This is a genomic window from Pseudomonas baetica (assembly GCF_002813455.1).
Classification (GTDB): domain Bacteria; phylum Pseudomonadota; class Gammaproteobacteria; order Pseudomonadales; family Pseudomonadaceae; genus Aquipseudomonas; species Aquipseudomonas baetica.
In genome coordinates this window covers 5178353-5193093 of record NZ_PHHE01000001.1, presented here as the reverse complement: position 1 = coordinate 5193093, position 14741 = coordinate 5178353, and the positions used below count along the sequence as shown (strand labels likewise).

Here is a 14741-nt window from a genome sequence, read left to right as displayed (position 1 = left end):
CCGACCTTCAACCGTCGGTTGTGCCCGGGATGGTTCAGCCATCCCTCTTATTCGGAGATTGCTATGCGTCTTGCTTCCACGAAAACTGCGGCGGCCCTGTGCGGTGGCCTGTTGCTGGCCATGAGTGTTCCGGCCAGTGCCGCAGTCGACGCCAAACTGCTCGACATGCTCAAGGCTAACGGTTCCATTTCCCAGGCGCAGTACATCGAACTGCAAACTGAACTGGCCAAGGATCAGAAGGCTCAGCAAATCGCCCAGCAGGCGCAGCAAGAGACCAACGAACAAGTCGCCGCTGTTGCGAAGAAAACCAACGAACAAAGCGTCTTCGACCAGAAACTGGCCTGGGCTGCCAAGACCCAGTTCAAGGGCGATGTGCGTATTCGTCAGGAAACCATCAAGATCGACGGCGAACCGAACAACGGCGGCCGCGACAAGGATCGCCAGCGCATCCGTGCCCGTCTGGGCGCTTACACCGAGATCAACCCACAAGTCGACACCGGCATCCGTATCGCCACCGGCGGCGGCGATGACGCTCGTTCGACCAACCAGGATCAGGACAACTACTTCGACAAGAAGCAGATCTGGCTCGACCTCGGCTACATCGACTACCACCCCGATCAGATCAAGAACCTGCACATCATCGGCGGCAAGATGCTGCAGCCGTGGGTCAGCATGGGCGACGTGATCTGGGACAGCGACATCAACCCGGAAGGTCTGGCCGTTACCTACAAATACCCGTTGGGCAGCAGCGCCGAACTGTTCGGCAGCCTGGGTAACTACAACCTCAAGGACAACGTTGACGGCGATGGCGTGCAATTTCGTCACGACCTGCGTCTGACCGCAGGCCAGTTGGGTAGCCGCTTCAACATCACCGATAACCTGAAACTGACGCTGGGCGGCAGCGTCTACGCCTACCAGAACGACGAAGACAGCCGCTGCACCGGCACATCCACGCCGTGCGCCCTGGCGGTCAACGGCAACTCGGCCAACAACGAATTCCGTCTGTATGAAGGCTTCAGCCAGGTCGACATCGGCGGTCTGCCGATGCCGTTGTCGTTCTACGGCCAATACGTGAAGAACAACGATGCCGTGACCGATCAGGACACCGCGTGGCTGTTGGGTGCCAAGTCGAAAGTCTTCGGCCTGAACCTCGACTACAACTATCGTGACGTGCAGCGTAATGCTGTGGTCGGCGCCTTCACCGACTCCGACTTCGCCAACGGCACCACCGGCTCCCGTGGGCACAAGTTCAAGGTCGGTTACGACATCGACAAGAACTTCGCCATCGGTGCCACCTACTTCCTGACCAAGGCCGACTTCGCCAGCCGTACCCAGCGTGACGCAGACGCCAACACCCTGCAGCTGGATGCGGAAGCCAAGTTCTAAAAGCGCTTCATCCTATAGCCCGGTGCGGGCGCGACGATCCCCATCATCCGTTCGTCTCACCCGCGCCGGGCTATTTCACTGCTTGCTCCCCTGTAGGAGCTGCCGCAGCCTCGTTTCACTCGGCAGCGCCTACAGAGGATTGTCTTTGCGTCGTTGAGATGCCAGGCGTTCGGCCAGAGCATCGACTCCGTCTTCAGGCTTTTCCGGCATTGCTTTCAGCGTCGCTTGCATCAGTTTCATCTGGCGAATGAAACGCCGACAGTTGAGGCAAAACATCAGGTGATGACGCACCATCAGTTTCTGGCGAAAGCTCAGCTGGCCATCGAGATAATCGCTGGAGCTCGCCACTTGTTGCCTACAGGTCAGCATTCGCCGGTCTCCTCAAAATGCTCCACCGTGGCGAAGACTTTCAACCGCGCACGATGCAGTAACACGCGGACATTGGAGAGCGAGATATCCAGAAGATTACAGATCTCTTCCAGTTCCAGGCCCTGCCGCTCGCGCAGCAGCAAAACGCTGCGTTGCAACTCCGACAGACTCAGCAGCGTGCGCTCCAGGCACTCGCGCAGTTCGCCTTCGGTCAACAATGCCTCCGGGGTGTCCTGGTGCCAGGTGTAGGGTGCGACCAGCCAATGGCCGTCACCGGCAGAAAAACGGTCGTCATCGATGATGCCGTGGGGCGAAGGCAGGTCGTCGAGCAGCACCTCTCGGCGGTTCTGCTTGTAGCGGCTCTTGGCCGAGTTGGCGGTGATGGTCAACAGCCAGGTCTTGAGACTGCAGCGCCCTTCGAAGCTGCCGATATGGCGCACCACCGACAGCCAGGCGTCCTGCACGACCTCTTCGACATGCCGCTGCCCGACGATGGCAAAAGCCACAGCGCGCATTGCGCCCTGGTAAGCGCTGACCAGTTCCTTGAATGCCTTTTGCTCGCCGGCCAACAGGCGTTCGAGCAATTGGGTGTCGTCTTTTGCGGGCATGTATTACCTCTCTAAAAGCAAAAGATCGCAGCCTGCAGCAACTCCTACAGGGGGTCAGTGCAGGAGCTGCCGAAGGCTACGATCTTTTGGGCGCAATCAACGTTTACGCAGAATCACGCTACCGATCGAATAACCGGCACCAAACGAACTCAGCACGGCCAACGAACCGGCGGCCAGATCGTCCTGATGCTTGTGAAAGGCAATCACCGAACCGGCAGAGCTGGTGTTGGCGTAGGTGTCGAGGATCACCGGTGCCTCTTCTTCAGTGGCCTCGCGGCCCAGCAGCTTGCGCACGATCAGGTGGTTCATGCTCAGGTTGGCCTGGTGCAGCCAGAAACGCTTCACATCGCCGACGTTGAGCTGGTTCTCTTGCAGATGCTCACCGATCAGTTCGGCAACCATCGGGCAAACATCCTTGAACACCTTGCGGCCTTCCTGCACGAACAGCTTGTCGCGGGTGCCGATGCCCTCTTCCGCTGCGCGGTTGAGGAAGCCGAAGTTGTTGCGGATATTGTTGGAGAACTTGGTCAGCAGTTTGGTGCTGACCACGTCGAATTGATGCTTGGAGGTGGCCAGATCAGCGCGCTCGATGATCACCGCAGTGGCGGCGTCGCCGAAGATGAAGTGGCTGTCGCGGTCACGGAAGTTCAGGTGACCGGTGCAGACTTCCGGGTTGACCATCAGGATCGCCCGGGCCTGGCCCAGTTGCACGCTGTTGGCCGCGGCCTGGATGCCGAAAGTCGCCGAGGAGCAGGCCACGTTCATGTCGAAACCGAAACCCTGAATGCCCAGCGCTTCCTGGACTTCAATGGCGATGGCCGGGTAGGCGCGTTGCAGGTTGGAACAGGCGACGATGACGCCGTCGATGTCCGCGGCGGTCTTGCCGGCACGCTGCAAGGCTTGCTCGGCAGCGCCGATGGCCATTTGGCAAAGTACCGACCATTCGTCGTTGGAGCGCTCCGGCAGACGTGGGGCCATGCGTTGCGGGTCGAGGATGCCGTCCTTGTCCATGACAAAGCGGCTTTTGATGCCCGAAGCTTTTTCGATGAACGAGGCGCTGGATTCGGTCAGGGCCTGGACTTCGCCGCTGGCGATGGCGTCGGCATTGTCGGCGTTGAACTGGGCGACGTAGGTATTGAAAGACTGCACCAGCTCTTCGTTGGAGATGCTGTTGGCCGGGGTGTACAGGCCGGTGCCGCTGATGACGACGTTATGCATGGTCGTTTCTCTAATCTGTTCAGGCAGAAAGTGCTGGAACCGTCGTACCAACACACAAAGGGTCTATTCCCATCCGGGGGACGCAAACCTGGCATCGCTTTATTCCGATCCGCGACCGAGCCGAAGGCTCTGGGTCGCGAAACTGGCGTTTATGGTCGCGAAGTTTGCCATAAACCCGGACATTTGGCGCCTTTCTCAAGCACAACCCAAATCCCGATGTGGGAGCGAGCCTGCTCGCGATTGCGTCGTATCAGTCGCTATTGCGTTGACTGACACTCTGCTTTCGCGAGCAGGCTCGCTCCCACAGGGGGATTGCGTAGGGGAGCAAGATCAGGGCTCGACCTGGGTCCACTGTTTATTCAGGCGTTTGTCGGAGATCGGCACTTTCGTCCCCAACTGCTGGGCGAACAGTGAAACCCGGTATTCCTCCAGCCACCAGCGATACAACTCAAGCTGCGGATCGCGCTTGCCTTCCTGCGCGTGCTTGGCGGCGCGGGTCTGGTATTGCGCCCACAGGCCGGCGAGTTCGCCGCTCCAGACCCGATCCTTCTGCACCTGCGCGCCCAGCTTTTCGAAGCGCTGTTCGACCGCTTTCAGATAACGCGGCAACTCCTTGAGCCACTGCATCGGCGTTTCCCGGACGAATCCCGGATAGACCAGATTGTTGATCTGCTGCTTGATGTCGTTGAGCGCCACGGCTTGCGCCAGATCGATCTTGCCCTTGAAGCGTTTTTGCAGACCGTGCCAGATTTTCAGGATATCCAGTGTCAACCGCGCCACGCGCTCGGCGTGTTCAGTCCAACTGCCACGTTTGCGTTCGGCCAAGGCTGCCAACCCGGCGCCATCACGCGGCAACGGGTCTTCGCCTTCCAGAATGCAGCTATCGAGACTGGCCAGCAGAATGTCTTCGACCAGCGCATCGACCCGACCCAGCTCGCGATACAGCAAGCCCAGCTCAGTCTGCCCCGGCAACTTGCCACGCAGGAACTTGGCCGGCTCGGCCAATTGCTGCATCAACAGCCGCTGCAAGGCGCGACGGTGCTGGAACTCGGCTTCGGCCGGGGTCGAGAAACGCCCTTCCTTGACCGTGCCGCCCTCTTCCACCAGCGCCGGGTACACCGTCATCGACAGCCCGGCAATCTTCTGCTGAGTCTTTTCCGCTACCGGTGCGAAAACCTTGGCTTCCACCGGTTGCTGACTTTTCGCACTCTGCGGCACCGCCAACGCCGCCTGACTGGCTTCAGCGAAGCGTGCAGTCAGCTCGGCCAGATCACGCCCTTCGCCGAGGAACTTGCCCTGGCCGTCGACGATTTCCAGGTTCATGCGCAGATGCCCTTCGACTTGCTGCGCAGCCTCCGCCCACGCTTCATCGCTGACCCGTGCGCCAGTCATGCGCAACAGCTCACGGCCCAGCGCCTGCGGTAGCGAGCCCTCGGCGAAGGTCATCCGTTGCAACGCAGCCTTGATGAAGTCCGGCACCGGCACGAAATTCTTGCGCAGCGCTTTGGGCAGGTTACGCACAAGGGCGATGCACTTGGCTTCGATCAGCCCCGGCACCAGCCACTCCAGACGCTCCGGCGGCAACATCGGCAACAGCGGCGCCGGCACGCGCAAGGTCACGCCGTCGCGCGGGTGATTGGGTTCGAAGTGGTAAGTCAGCGCCAGTTCCAGATCGCCGATGTGCAGCGTGTCCGGGTAATCGCGTGCGGTGACTTCACTGGCCTCGCGGGCCAGCACGTCTTCTTCGCGCATGATCAACAGCTGCGGATCTTTTTGGCTGGTGACGCGATACCAGCTGTCGAAGGTCGCAGTCTGGTGAATCTCCGCCGGCAGCCGCGCATCGTAGTAGGCGTACAAGGTTTCTTCGTCGGCCAGAATGTCGCGACGACGGGCCTTGGCTTCGAGTTCGTCGAGCTGTTCCAGCAACTGCTTGTTGGCCGTCAGGCACTTGGCTCGGGACTGAATCTCGCCACGCACCAGACCTTCGCGGATAAACAACTCACGCGAGACCACCGGATCCACCGGGCCGTAATGCACCGGGCGACGGCCGACCACGATCAGCCCGAACAGAGTGATCTGTTCAAATGCCACGACCTGGCCGCGCTTCTTCTCCCAGTGCGGTTCGAAGTGGTTTTTCTTGATCAGGTGCCCGGCCAGCGGCTCGATCCAGTCGGCGTCGATCTTGGCGACCATGCGCGCGTAGAGCTTGGTGGTTTCCACCAGCTCGGCGGTCATCAGCCATTGCGGGCGCTTCTTGCCAATGCCCGATGACGGATGAATCCAGAAGCGTCGCTGACGGGCGCCGAGGTAGTCGCCATCCTCGGTTTTCTGGCCGATCTGGCTGAGCAGACCGACCAGCACGGCTTTGTGCAGTTTCGGGTAATCCGCCGGCTCTTTATTGAGGCTCAACTGCATGTCGCGGCAGATCAGACTCAACTGCCGATGCGAGTCGCGCCATTCGCGCAGGCGCAGGTAATTGAGGAAGTTCTTGCGGCACCAGTTGCGCAACGGGCTGGCGGTCAACGCTTGGCGCTGCTCTTCAAAACCGCGCCACAGATTGACCAGCCCGGCGAAGTCGGAATCGACATCCTTCCATTGTGCGTGGGCCTGATCGGCCGCTTGCTGGCGTTCCGGCGGACGCTCGCGCGGGTCCTGAATCGACATGGCACTGGCGACGATCAGCACTTCCTGCAAGCTACCGAGCTTCGCCGCTTCAAGCAGCATGCGGCCCATGCGCGGGTCGACCGGCAGGCGCGCCAACTGGCGACCCAGCGGGGTCAACTGGCTGTTGCGATCCACCGCCGAGAGTTCTTGCAGCAGGTTGAAACCGTCGCTGATCGCCTTGCCGTCGGGCGGCTCGATGAACGGGAACGCAGTGATTTCGCCGAGGCGCAGATGGAGCATCTGCAAGATAACGGCGGCGAGGTTGGTGCGCAGAATCTCCGGGTCGGTGAATTCCGGGCGGCCGAGAAAATCTTCTTCGCTGTACAAACGTATGCAGATGCCCGGCTCGACCCGGCCGCAGCGGCCCTTACGCTGGTTGGCGCTGGCCTGGGAAATCGCTTCGATGGGCAGGCGCTGCACCTTGGCGCGGTAGCTGTAACGGCTGATGCGCGCGGTGCCACTGTCAATCACGTAACGGATGCCCGGCACGGTCAACGAGGTTTCAGCAACGTTGGTCGCCAGCACCACACGACGGCCCGGGTGCGACTGGAAAATCCGCTGCTGTTCGGCCGGTGACAGGCGCGCGTACAGCGGCAGAATCTCGGTGTGCTTGATCTGGGCTTTGCGCAGCATATCGGCGGCGTCGCGAATCTCGCGCTCACCGGGCAGGAACACCAGCACATCGCCGGGGCTGCGACGTTCGCTGCGCTCGTAAGCGGCGATTTCGTCGAGGGTGGCGAGAATCGCCTGATCCACGGTCAGGTCATCTTCGACGCGGTTGCCTTCTTCGTCCTGTTCCAGCGTCAGCGGGCGATACCAGGTGTCCACCGGAAAGGTGCGGCCCGAGACTTCAACAATCGGCGCGTCGTCGAAATGCTTGGAGAAACGCTCCAGATCGATGGTCGCCGACGTGATGATGACTTTCAGATCCGGACGACGCGGCAGCAGGGTTTTCAAGTAACCGAGCAGGAAATCGATGTTGAGGCTGCGTTCGTGAGCCTCGTCGACGATGATCGTGTCGTAGCGTTCCAAATAGCGGTCGTTCTGGGTTTCCGCCAGCAGGATGCCGTCGGTCATCAGTTTGATCAGGGTGTTGGAATCACTCTGGTCTTCGAAACGCACCTGATAACCGACCAGTGAACCTAGGGGCGTGGCGAGTTCTTCGGCAACCCGGCTGGCAACACTGCGCGCCGCGATCCGCCGTGGCTGGGTGTGGCCGATCAAACCGTGCTGGCCGCGACCGATTTCCAGACAGATTTTCGGCAACTGCGTGGTTTTACCCGAGCCGGTTTCGCCAGCGATGATCAGCACCTGATGCTGTTCCAGCGCTTTTTTGATTTCGTCGCGCTTGGCGGCGATCGGCAGGCTGTCGTCGTAACGGATCACCGGCAGGCTGGCCTTGCGCGCCAGCACTTGATCGCAGGACGCCTGCATGCGCACCACCCACTGGGCCAGTTTGGCCTCATCGGGTTTCTTGCGCAGCTCAAGCAACTGCCGCCGCAGCCGGTGACGGTCAGCGAGCATGGCGTGATCGAGGTTTTTCAGCAGTTTGTCGATGGAGGGCGATTCGTCGGTCATCAGGTACGCAATTCGGTCGTCTAGTGGCGCAGGGGGGCGATTGTCGCAGATTTGCGGCACCGTGTGATCGTTCCCACGCAGAGCGTGGGAACGATCAGCGTGGGTTATTCGTTATCCAGGCCCTTACGCCGATACGGAAACACATCAATCACCTTCCCCGCCCGAATCGCCTCCTGCAGGCTCTTCCAGTAATCGGCGTTGTACAACTCGCCATGCAACTGATCGAACAACTTGCGTTGCCCCGAATCGGCAAACAGAAACGGCGGAAACTCCTCGGGGAATACATCCAGCGGCCCGATCGAGTACCACGGCTCGGAGGCCATTTCATCCTCCGGCGTGCGCGGCTGCGGGATGTGGCGGAAGTTGGCCTCGGTCAGAAAACAGATCTCGTCATAGTCATAAAACACCACGCGCCCGTGCCGGGTGACGCCGAAGTTCTTCAGCAGCATGTCACCGGGAAAGATGTTCGCCGCCGCCAGCTGCTTGATCGCCAGCCCATAATCCTCCAGCGCCTCACGCACCTGCGCATCGTTGGCGTTTTCCAGGTAGAGGTTGAGCGGTGTCATGCGTCGCTCGGTCCAGCAGTGGCGGATCAGCACGGTGTCGTCTTCCACCGACACCGTCGACGGCGCAACGTCCAGCAGTTCTTCCAGGCACGCGGGGTCGAACTTGCTCAGGGGAAAGCGGAAATCGGCGAACTCCTGGGTGTCGGCCATGCGCCCGACCCGGTCGACACTTTTCACCAAACGGTACTTCTCGATCACCGTGGCGCGGTCGACGTTTTTCGACGGCGAGAAGCGGTCCTTGATGATTTTGAATACGGTGTTGAAACCCGGCAGCGTGAATACGCTCATGACCATGCCGCGCACGCCCGGGGCCATGATGAATTGGTCATCGGTGCTGGCCAGGTGATTGATCAGCGCCCGGTAGAACTCGGACTTGCCGTGCTTGTAGAAGCCGATCGAGGTGTACAGTTCGGCAATGTGCTTGCCCGGCAGGATCCGCCGCAAGAAGCCGATGAATTCCGCCGGCACCGGCACGTCGACCATGAAATACGAGCGGGTGAAGGAGAAGATGATCGACACGTCGGCTTCGTCGGTGATCAGCGCATCGATCTGAATCCCGCGACCTTCGCGGTGCAGCAGCGGAATCACCAGCGGCCACTGCTCGTCGCGAGTGTAGATGCGCCCGACCAGATACGCGCCTTTGTTGCGGTACAGCACCGAGGAAAACAGCTCGACGCTCAGCTCCGGGTCTTTGCATACCCAGTCCGGCAGGTTCTCGCGCAGTTGCGCTTCGAGGCGGCGCAGGTCGCCCGGCAGGTCGGCGTAATCCTCACTGAAGCGGTAGTCGGCAAAAATGCTCGCCAGCATCCCCGACAACTGGCCCTGCGGTTTGTACGTGCGGGTTTGCGCGGCGCGGGCACGGCGCAGGCTTGGCCGGGTGGTGTGGATGAACATGCAGCCGTCGCTGATCAGGTCATGGCTGAACAGCCCGCAGAAAATCGAGTTGTACCAGGTCTCGGACAATTCATCGTCGAAGCGCAGGTCGATGACGCTGATGTAGGCGCTTTTCACCAGCGGCCAGCAACTGACGTTCATCAGTGCTTCTTCGTCGAAATGTTCACGCAGCCGAGCGATGGTTTCGCCGACCTTTTCTTCGTAGAGATTGATCCGCGCCGCCGACGCCGTCTGGATCTCCTGCCAGCGCGCCTGCTCGAAGCGCTCCCGCGCGCCGTCGGTGATCCGGCGGAAATGCTCGCGGTAATCGTCGAAGCCATCGAGGATCATGCGGGCGATATCGGTGGCGGGCCATGGCTGCGGCATAGATCAAACCTCTGCGTGCATGTGGAATGCTTGAGCTTAGCCACGGAACCGGCCAGAGGAGAAGTGCAATTTCGGCCAAAACCTCGTCGTAGTTGCACACGGCAGGGATTATTCGTTGCCGGCGTAAACAATGGACCGGTCAGACCAAAATTAAATGCCTGATTAGCGGTTGCCATCGTCAGGGCGCTCGGCAACACTCTCGTCCCGATCAAGGAAGGAGTGCTGTCGTGAGCCCTGTCGATATTTTCCGCATGCTGTCGCTGGCAGCCATCTGGGGCGCAAGCTTCCTGTTCATGCGCATTATTGCGCCGGTGATCGGTACGATTCCGACAGCATTTTTTCGCGTGTCGATTGCGGCCGTCGGGCTGCTGGTGATCCTCGGGCTGATGCGTATCAGCTGGGATTTCAAAGGCAAGCTGAAAACCGTGATGTTGCTGGGTGTGATCAACTCGGGGATTCCGGCGACGCTGTATTCGGTGGCGGCGCAGGTGCTGCCGGCGGGTTACTCGGCGATCTTCAACGCCACCACGCCGTTGATGGGTGTGTTGATTGGCGGGTTGTTCTTCAGTGAAAAACTCACCGCTGCCAAGCTCAGCGGCGTGTTCCTCGGACTGTTCGGTGTCGGCGTGCTCACCCGCGCAGGCCCGGTGGCATTCGATCTGCAACTGCTGATGGGCGCCCTCGCCTGTCTGCTAGCGACCACTTGTTACGGCTTCGCAGGATTCCTCGCGCGACGCTGGCTGGATCAGGCCGGCGGGCTCGACAGCCGCTTGTCGGCGGTGGGCAGCATGCTCGGCGCAACGCTGTTTCTGTTGCCGCTGTTCGGCTACAGCGTGATCACCGCGCCACCGGCCAGCTGGGGCGGCTGGAATGTCTGGCTGTCGCTGCTGGGCCTGGGTCTGGGCTGCACGGCGTTTGCCTACATCATCTACTTCCGCCTGCTCAGCTCCATCGGACCGGTGAAGTCGATGACCGTGACCTTCATGATCCCGGCGTTCGGCGTGTTGTGGGGGGCATCGTTGCTGGATGAACCGCTGTCGATGGCGCATCTGTATGGCGGGGTGTTGATTGCCATTGCGTTGTGGCTGGTGTTGAAGCCGGCGGTGGTGAAGACTACCGAGGTAGCGGCCCGCTAGTTTGTCGGGGCTGCTGAAACCGTCTTCGCGGGCAAGCCCGCTCCCACACTGGATCTGTGCAGCAACATAGATCCCTGTGGGAGCGGGCTTGCCCGCGAAGAGGCCCGCACAGGCACTGAAAATCTACAGCGCCAGTTCACTCACCTCGCCATCCACCAACCGCCGAATCCCCAGCGGATTGGCATCCTGCAACGCCTCGGGCAACAACGCATCCGGGTAATTCTGGAAGCACACCGGCCGCAAGAACCGATCGATCGCCAGCGTCCCCACCGACGTCCCGCGCGCATCCGAGGTCGCCGGATACGGCCCGCCATGCACCATGGCCTCACACACTTCGACCCCGGTCGGATAACCGTTGAACAGAATCCGCCCGACCTTTTCCTGCAACAGCTCGGCCAGCCAGCGGTACTCCAGCAACTCCCCCGCCTCACCGATCAACGTCGCCGTCAGTTGCCCGCGCAAACCTTGCAGCGCTTGCGCCAACTGCACCTGATCCTCCACTTCAATGATGATGGTAGTCGGGCCGAAGACTTCTTCCTGCAGTAGCGCATCGCCGTTGAGCAACAGGCTGACGTGGGCCTGAAACACCTGCGGCTGGGCCTGATTGCCTTGCTGCGGATGACCGGCCAGATGTGTCAATCCCGGATGCTCGTGCAACTCGCCAAGGCCTTTGCTGTAACTGGCCAAGGCGCCGGCATTGAGCATGGTCTGTGCCGGTTGGCCGCTCATATTGGCGCAGAAGCGCCGGACAAACGTGCTGAATTGCGGTGAGCGCAAACCGATCACCAGACCGGGATTGGTGCAGAACTGCCCGCAACCCAGTGTCACCGAACCGGCCAGCTGCGCGGCGATCTGCTCGCCGCGCACGTCCAACGCTTCAGGCAGCAGGAACACCGGGTTGATGCTCGACATCTCGGCGAACACCGGGATCGGTTGCGCGCGGCTCGCGGCCATCTGGCTCAGGGCATTGCCGCCCTTGAGCGAACCGGTGAACCCTACCGCCTGGATCGCCGGATGCTTGACCAGCCATTCACCGACTCCGCCGCCGTAGACCATGTTGAATACACCGGCAGGCATTTCGCAGCGTTCGGCGGCACGGATGATCGCGTCCGCCACCCACTCGGCCGTGGCCATGTGGCCGCTGTGGGCCTTGAACACCACCGGGCAACCAGCGGCCAGCGCCGAGGCGGTATCGCCACCCGCGGTGGAAAACGCCAGCGGAAAGTTGCTCGCACCGAACACCGCCACCGGACCGAGGGCAATGCGGTATTGGCGCAGATCCGGACGTGGCAACGGCTGACGCTCAGGTAGCGCCCGATCAATCCGCGCACCGTAGAAATCGCCCCGGCGCAGGACTTTGGCAAACAGCCGCAACTGGCCGCTGGTGCGTCCGCGCTCGCCCTGGATACGGGCAGCGGGCAATGCGGTTTCACGGCATACGGTAGCGACGAACTCATCGCCGAGGCCGTCGATTTCATCGGCGATGGCATCAAGGAACAACGCGCGTTTTTCCGCGCTGAGGTTGCGGTAAACCGGATAGGCAGCAGCGGCGGCTTTGGCAGCAGCGTCCACCTCGGCTTCGGTGGCCTGGACGAAATGCCCCGGCAGCGCCTCACCCGTGGTGGCATCGAGACTTTGCAGCTGCACGTTGCCTTGGGCGCTGCGGCGGCCGCCGATGTAGTTGTGACCCAGTAGCGATGTCATGGCAATTCCTCAAACAATTGGGCGTTACAGCGCACGTACCTGACCGATGGCCAGCGGCTGGGCGCTTTCGCCGATGCCGTTTTCCAGCGGCGCGCCGAACGCGTCGAGGCTTATCTGGAAGCGGTCACCCGGACGGGTTTTTATGCCGTCAGCAAACGACAGCGTGGCGGTGCCGAAGTAATGCACATGGACATCGCCGGGACGCAGGAACTGCGCGTATTTGAAGTGGTGGAATTCGAGGTTGGCGAGGCTGTGGCACATATTGTCTTCGCCACTGAGGAACGGTTTCTCCCACAGCACTTCGCCGTCACGCAGGATGCGGCTGGTGCCGGCCAGATCGGTAGGCAACGCGCCGACCCGCAGCTCCGGGCCGTAGGCACAGAAGCGCAGTTTGGAATGGGCCAGGTACAGGTAATTACGCCGCTCCATGATGTGGTCGGAAAACTCGTTGCCCAGCGCATAACCGAGGCGATACGGCAGACCGTCGTCGCCGATCACGTAGAGGCCGGCCAGCTCTGGTTCTTCGCCCGCGTCTTCGGCAAACGGCGGCACCGGGAAATCCGCGCCGGGGCGCACGACGATGTTGCCGTCGCCCTTGTAGAACCATTCCGGCTGCGCACCGACTTCGCCGGCCGGCGGTTTGCCGCCCTCGATGCCCCACTTGAAGATGCGCATGGTGTCGGTCATGCCCGCTTCGACGGCGCCATAGTGCTGGTGCATTTTGTCTCGGGCCGAGGCGCTGCCCAAGTGGGTCAGGCCGGTGCCGCTGATCAGGCAGTGGGCCGGATCTTCGTGATCCAGCGGCGGCAGAACCCGCCCCTGTTGCAGCAGCTCGGCGTAATCGGGGCCGAGCTCAGTGCCACGCAGGGCCACTTGCTCTGGCAGACCGTGGCGGGCGCGAATCGCCGCCAGCGCGAGTTCGCGGGTGCTGACGGTGTTGCGCACGACGTGAACCTGCGAGCCCTCGACGAGCCCGACCTGGCGCTGGCCAGCGGTGTTTTCAAATTGAATCAGGCGCATGTGCGGCCCTCCGGAAATACATGGATGGCGCCGCCCGCAGGCGACGCCCGGCAGGTCATTCGATGATGTTGAAGTCGCTCAAATACTCATCGGAGATTTCCAGGCCCAGGCCCGGCTTGTGGTCGTCGAGCTGGATATAGCCGTTGACCGGTTGCGGCTCGCCCTTGAACACGTAGTAGAAGAGTTCGTTGCCGACCTCGACGTCGAACACCGGAAAGAACTCGGCCATCGGCGAGGCCGTGGTGGACATGGTCAGGTGGTAATTGTGCATCTGCCCGGCGTGGGGGATCACCGGCACCGACCACGCTTCGGCCATGGCGTTGATCTTGCGCGCGGCGGTGATGCCGCCGACGCGGTTGGTGTCGTACTGGATGACGTCGATGGCGCGACGTTCGAGCAAGTCCTTGAAGCCGTAAGAAGTGAATTCATGCTCACCGCCGGAGATCGGCATGATGCCCATTTTTTTCAGCTCGATGTAGCCTTCGATGTCGTCGGCGATCACCGGTTCTTCCAGCCAGCGCGGTTCGAACTCGGCCAGTTTCGGTAGCATCCGGCGGGCGTATTCGAGGGTCCAGCCCATGTAGCACTCGAGCATGATGTCGACGTCGGGGCCGGCCAGTTCACGCAGGGCGCGCACTTGCTCGATGTTTTTGCGCATGCCGGCCGGGCCGTCTTTCGGGCCGTAGCCGAAGCGCATTTTCAGCGCGGTGAAACCCTGGTTCAGATAGCCCTGCGCCTCTTCAAGAAACAGGTCGAGGTTGTCATTGGCGTAGAGCTTGGAGGCGTAGGTCCAGATCTTTTCCTTGGTGCGCCCACCGAGCAGTTTGAACACCGGCTTGTTCACTGCTTTGCCCATGATGTCCCAGATGGCGATGTCGATGGCCGAGATCGCCGCCATGCCGATGCCTTTACGGCCCCAGGCGTGGCTCTGTCGGTACATCTTCTGCCAGATGTACTCGTTGTCGAACGGGTCCTCGCCGATCGCAATCGGCGCCAGATAGGTGTCAATGATTTCCTTGGCCACACGCGGTGCCAGGGCGCAGTTGCCGATGCCGACCAGACCGGTGTCGGTTTCGATTTCCACCACCAGCCAGCCGTGGAAACGGAACGAGCCCATGGCATCGCCACGCTCGAAGAGAATGTCACTGGCGTTGGTGCAAAAGTGCGCCTGTGGTGGCACGACTTTGCCTTTCCATTCGAAGACGCGGGTACGGATCGCTTTGATTTTCATG

The 14741-nt window shown here is 61.2% G+C and carries 10 protein-coding genes; 2 read left to right on the top strand and 8 right to left on the bottom strand.

The genetic code is table 11. The features are described from left to right. Positions 1–63 precede the first annotated feature (63 nt). The gene (locus ATI02_RS23990; RefSeq protein WP_034153200.1) at positions 64–1386 is read left to right on the top strand and encodes a putative porin; all 1323 of its coding nucleotides are present in this window, start codon (positions 64–66) and stop codon (positions 1384–1386) included. Between the two features lie 129 nt (positions 1387–1515). Here the strand turns inward: ATI02_RS23990 and ATI02_RS23985 are convergent, their stop codons facing one another. From ATI02_RS23985 to aceK, 5 genes are all read right to left on the bottom strand, one after another. Beyond that, positions 1516–1755 carry an anti-sigma factor family protein gene (locus ATI02_RS23985; RefSeq protein ID WP_100847560.1) on the bottom strand — a complete coding sequence of 80 codons (240 nt, stop codon included), beginning with the start codon at positions 1753–1755 and terminating at the stop codon, positions 1516–1518. Continuing rightward, positions 1749–2363: an RNA polymerase sigma factor gene (locus tag ATI02_RS23980; protein WP_100847559.1), complete on the bottom strand. Its 615-nt coding sequence runs from the start codon at positions 2361–2363 to the stop codon at positions 1749–1751. Before ATI02_RS23980 ends, ATI02_RS23985 begins: the two co-directional genes overlap by 7 nt. Positions 2364–2459: 96 nt before the next feature. Beyond that, positions 2460–3581 (bottom strand): beta-ketoacyl-ACP synthase III, encoded by a 1122-nt coding sequence (locus ATI02_RS23975; protein WP_100847558.1) that lies wholly within the window; start codon positions 3579–3581, stop codon positions 2460–2462. A gap of 330 nt (positions 3582–3911) precedes the next feature. Next, positions 3912–7823, bottom strand: a complete 3912-nt coding sequence (gene hrpA / locus ATI02_RS23970) for an ATP-dependent RNA helicase HrpA (protein ID WP_100847557.1) — start codon at positions 7821–7823, stop codon at positions 3912–3914. 104 nt (positions 7824–7927) lie between these two features. Further along, positions 7928–9649, bottom strand: coding sequence for a bifunctional isocitrate dehydrogenase kinase/phosphatase (aceK, locus tag ATI02_RS23965; protein WP_095187759.1), 1722 nt, complete (start codon positions 9647–9649; stop codon positions 7928–7930). A gap of 227 nt (positions 9650–9876) precedes the next feature. On the opposite strand from aceK, the gene ATI02_RS23960 reads away from it, so the two are divergent. Beyond that, positions 9877–10785: a DMT family transporter gene (locus tag ATI02_RS23960; RefSeq protein WP_100847556.1), complete on the top strand. Its 909-nt coding sequence runs from the start codon at positions 9877–9879 to the stop codon at positions 10783–10785. Positions 10786–10908: 123 nt separating this feature from the next. Here ATI02_RS23960 and ATI02_RS23955 read toward each other — a convergent pair whose 3' ends face one another. The 3 genes from ATI02_RS23955 to ATI02_RS23945 are packed head-to-tail and all read right to left on the bottom strand — an operon-like array spanning position 10909 to position 14740. Next, the gene (locus ATI02_RS23955) at positions 10909–12489 is read right to left on the bottom strand and encodes an aldehyde dehydrogenase (NADP(+)) (RefSeq protein ID WP_100847555.1); all 1581 of its coding nucleotides are present in this window, start codon (positions 12487–12489) and stop codon (positions 10909–10911) included. A 24-nt stretch (positions 12490–12513) separates the two neighbouring features. Then, entirely contained in the window at positions 12514–13509 is a 996-nt protein-coding gene (gene araD1, locus ATI02_RS23950) for an AraD1 family protein (RefSeq protein WP_100847554.1), read from the bottom strand. 55 nt (positions 13510–13564) lie between these two features. Beyond that, entirely contained in the window at positions 13565–14740 is a 1176-nt protein-coding gene (locus ATI02_RS23945; RefSeq protein WP_095187755.1) for an L-rhamnonate dehydratase, read from the bottom strand. Position 14741 lies beyond the last annotated feature (1 nt).

Excerpts from the sequence above, each read along its gene's own strand:
- ATI02_RS23990 (WP_034153200.1), top strand. The coding sequence starts at position 64 with ATGCGTCTTGCTTCCACGAAAACTGCGGCGGCCCTGTGCGGTGGCCTG.
- ATI02_RS23985 (WP_100847560.1), bottom strand. The coding sequence starts at position 1,755 with ATGCTGACCTGTAGGCAACAAGTGGCGAGCTCCAGCGATTATCTCGAT.
- ATI02_RS23980 (WP_100847559.1), bottom strand. The coding sequence starts at position 2,363 with ATGCCCGCAAAAGACGACACCCAATTGCTCGAACGCCTGTTGGCCGGC.
- ATI02_RS23975 (WP_100847558.1), bottom strand. The coding sequence starts at position 3,581 with ATGCATAACGTCGTCATCAGCGGCACCGGCCTGTACACCCCGGCCAAC.
- hrpA (WP_100847557.1), bottom strand. The coding sequence starts at position 7,823 with ATGACCGACGAATCGCCCTCCATCGACAAACTGCTGAAAAACCTCGAT.
- aceK (WP_095187759.1), bottom strand. The coding sequence starts at position 9,649 with ATGCCGCAGCCATGGCCCGCCACCGATATCGCCCGCATGATCCTCGAT.
- ATI02_RS23955 (WP_100847555.1), bottom strand. The coding sequence starts at position 12,489 with ATGACATCGCTACTGGGTCACAACTACATCGGCGGCCGCCGCAGCGCC.
- araD1 (WP_100847554.1), bottom strand. The coding sequence starts at position 13,509 with ATGCGCCTGATTCAATTTGAAAACACCGCTGGCCAGCGCCAGGTCGGG.
- ATI02_RS23945 (WP_095187755.1), bottom strand. The coding sequence starts at position 14,740 with ATGAAAATCAAAGCGATCCGTACCCGCGTCTTCGAATGGAAAGGCAAA.